General features: G+C 68.6%; 4 protein-coding genes. All 4 read left to right on the forward strand.

The features are described 5' to 3' along the window. A partial coding sequence (locus V6M46_RS17205; protein WP_332667321.1) for a hypothetical protein occupies positions 1 to 819 on the forward strand: 819 nt, incomplete at its 5' end. 116 nt (positions 820 to 935) lie between these two features. Then, complete coding sequence (locus V6M46_RS17210; protein ID WP_332667322.1) at positions 936 to 1,364, forward strand: thioredoxin family protein; 429 nt, start codon at positions 936 to 938, stop codon at positions 1,362 to 1,364. A gap of 247 nt (positions 1,365 to 1,611) precedes the next feature. Next, complete coding sequence (locus V6M46_RS17215; RefSeq protein WP_332667323.1) at positions 1,612 to 2,049, forward strand: DUF4395 domain-containing protein; 438 nt, start codon at positions 1,612 to 1,614, stop codon at positions 2,047 to 2,049. A gap of 75 nt (positions 2,050 to 2,124) precedes the next feature. Continuing rightward, entirely contained in the window at positions 2,125 to 2,973 is an 849-nt protein-coding gene (locus tag V6M46_RS17220) for a sulfurtransferase (protein ID WP_332667324.1), read from the forward strand. The last annotated feature ends 22 nt before the right edge of the window (positions 2,974 to 2,995 follow it).

Below are 2,995 nucleotides of genomic sequence, written 5' to 3' on the forward strand. Positions count from 1 at the left end.
CATCATGCGGGGGTGTCACGCCTCGGATCGACCCTGCTGTCCCTCGCGCTGGCCGGGGTCATCACCCTGGCGGCCTACACCGACCCGGTGTTCGTCGGCGCGGCGGTCATCCTCGTCCAGGTGTTGATCGCACTGGCCCCGCCCGCCGTCGACGCCGCCGGGCACTCCATCCGGTCCCCTCACTTCGTGGCGGCGTTGAGCGGCGGTCTCGCGGCGACGGTCATCACGCTCGAGCCGGACCTGCTGAACGGCGCGGACGGCACTTCGGCTGATGTGGTGGGTGCGACCGACAACGGCATGATGGCCGGGATCCTTCCGGCGATCGCGGTCTCGGTGTTCGTCGCACTCATCGCGCAGATGCTCCGCAAGGACGGCCGCCACGACCTCGTCCCCTCCACGGCGTACGCCGTGACCCTCGGCACCTTCGCAGCGCTGTCGACGGGCTGGATCGGCGGGGCCCAGTCATTGGGCGATGCCGACGCCGTGGCTGTCGGCGCGGGGGGCCTCGCGGCCGGGCTACTGGTCTGGCTCGTGCCGATCGACCGCTGGTTGTGCGCATCGGCGGCGGTCCTCGCGGGAGCCGGGGGAGGAGCGTCGGTCGCGATCTTCCTCGACTCGACCCTCACGTGGGTCTTCGGGGTCGCGGTCGGGTCCGCTGTGGCGTTCTTCGCCGTGCTGGGCCAGGTGCTCGGCCGCGCGTGGTCCCGAGGTCGTACGCATGCCGCGGCGGGTTGGGGGTTCCCCGGTGCGATGTCGGTCGCGCTGGCCGCGCCGCTGGTCTACATCGGCGGCCAGCTCGTGGGTGCGCCCGGCCTCTGAGACAGCCCGGGAACGGGTCGGGTCTCGATCACGTCCTCGTTGCCCCACTGCTCGCAGAGCTCGCGGGAGCTGCCCAGTCCCTCAGGCGCGCAACATGAGGCCCGTACGCTGGAGGCATGGCCGGAATCGTGGCGCTCCTTGCCGCCGTCGTGTTGACGGTGGCCGTGGCGTGGGCGCTCAAGATCAGGAATGGCCGATTCTCGGACCGTTCGCCGCAGACCGATGCCCAGGTGCTCGCCGCGGCCGACATCGGGGCCGAGCTCGGTGAGCGCGCCACCCTCGTCCAGTTCTCGAGCGCGTTCTGCAGCCCGTGCCGGGCGACACGGGTGCTGCTCAACGACATCGCGGCCAAGGTCGACGGCGTCGTGGCGGTCGACATCGATGCCGAGGAGCACCTCGGCCTGGTGCGCAGGTTCGGCATCATGCGTACGCCGACGGTTCTGGTTCTCGACACCGACGGCGTCGTGACGACCCGCGCATCAGGGCTTCCGCGTCGCGAACAGGTGTTGGCAGCCCTCGGACAGGCCGTCGGCGACCCACGATAACGGCCTGCGATTTCAACCTTCCCGCCAGCATGTGGGACAACAGTCCACATCATGAGACGACGGAGTGAATGACCCGGCAGGTGCCCCTACTCTTGAGCACATGCTTGAGACGACACACCTGACGAGGCGGCGCGCAGTCGACAACTGCCGCACGCGCTCCTCGCTGTGTCGAATGCGCTGACACCTTTCGTCCGTCAGTTCCCGCACGCCCAGGCCATGCCGGGCCGTGCCCCAGCGCAGGAGCAACATGTCCCAACCCACACAGGTGGACCCTCGTGGTCTGCGCGTCGCCGCCGGCATCACCGCCGGCGTCCTCGCCCTGGTGCTGATCACTCCTGCGCCGGTCAGCACCGTCCTGCTGGCGTTCCAGGTCGCGGTCTTCGCGGTCGCGGCCCTGGTCAGCCTGCAGGCGTCGCCCTACTCGGTCCTCTTCGCCAAAGTCGTACGCCCGCGGATCGGGCGGCCGGCCGAGCTTGAGGACTCCCGTCCGCCGCGGTTCGCCCAGGTCGTCGGTCTCGGGTTCACCGCTGCCGCCCTCGTCGCCTTCCTCGCGGGAGCGACGGCGGTCGGCTACGTCGCCACGGTCTTCGCACTCGTGGCCGCCCTGCTCAACGCATCCGTGGGCCTGTGCCTCGGCTGCGAGCTCTACCTGGCGCTGCGCCGGTTGACGCCGGTTCGCGTCTGACAACTTCATCCGCCCACCCAACAAGCACTGTCTCATCAACCAACGCCCATCCCGGGCACACAACGGAGGTACAGCATGAGCCGCGAATCCGCGCTCGTCACCGCAGACTGGGTCGAGGAACATCTCGCTGACCCGTCGATCGTTCTCGTCGAGGTCGACGAGGACGCCGAGGCGTACGACAAGGGACACATCCCCGGCGCCGTCAAGCTCGACTGGAAGAAGGACCTCCAGGACGGCGTCCGCCACGACTTCGTCAGCAAGGAGAAGCTCGAGGCGCTGCTGTCGTCCAAGGGCATCGGCAACGACGACACGCTCGTGTTCTACGGAGGCAACAACAACTGGTTCGCCGCCTACGCGTACTGGTACCTGAAGTACTACGGCCACGACAACCTGCGTCTGCTCGACGGCGGCCGCAAGAAGTGGGAGCTCGACTCGCGCGAGCTGACCACGGACGTCACTGACCGTCCCGCGACGACGTATGTCGCCAAGGACGCCGACGAGTCGATCCGTGCGTTCCGTGACGAGGTCATCGCGGCCATCGGCAACAAGAACCTGATCGACGTCCGCAGCCCCGACGAGTACGCCGGCCGCCTCCTGGCCCCGGCGCACCTGCCGCAGGAGCAGGCCCAGATCGGCGGTCACATCCCGACCGCCGGCAACGTGCCGTGGAGCAAGGCTGCCAACGACGATGGAACGTTCCGCAGCGACGAGGAGCTGAAGGCCCTCTACGCCGAGGCTGGTCTCGACGACGCCAAGGACACCATCGCCTACTGCCGCATCGGTGAGCGCAGCTCGCACACGTGGTTCGTGCTGAAGGAGATCCTGGGTCACGAGAACGTCAAGAACTACGACGGATCGTGGACCGAATACGGTGCTCTGCGTGCCGTGCCGGTCGCCCTCGGCGACGAGCCGGGTGTCGCCTGATGTGCGGCGCGATCAAGGGCGG

The sequence above is a fragment of the Aeromicrobium sp. genome, from assembly GCF_036676885.1.
GTDB lineage: Bacteria > Actinomycetota > Actinomycetes > Propionibacteriales > Nocardioidaceae > Aeromicrobium.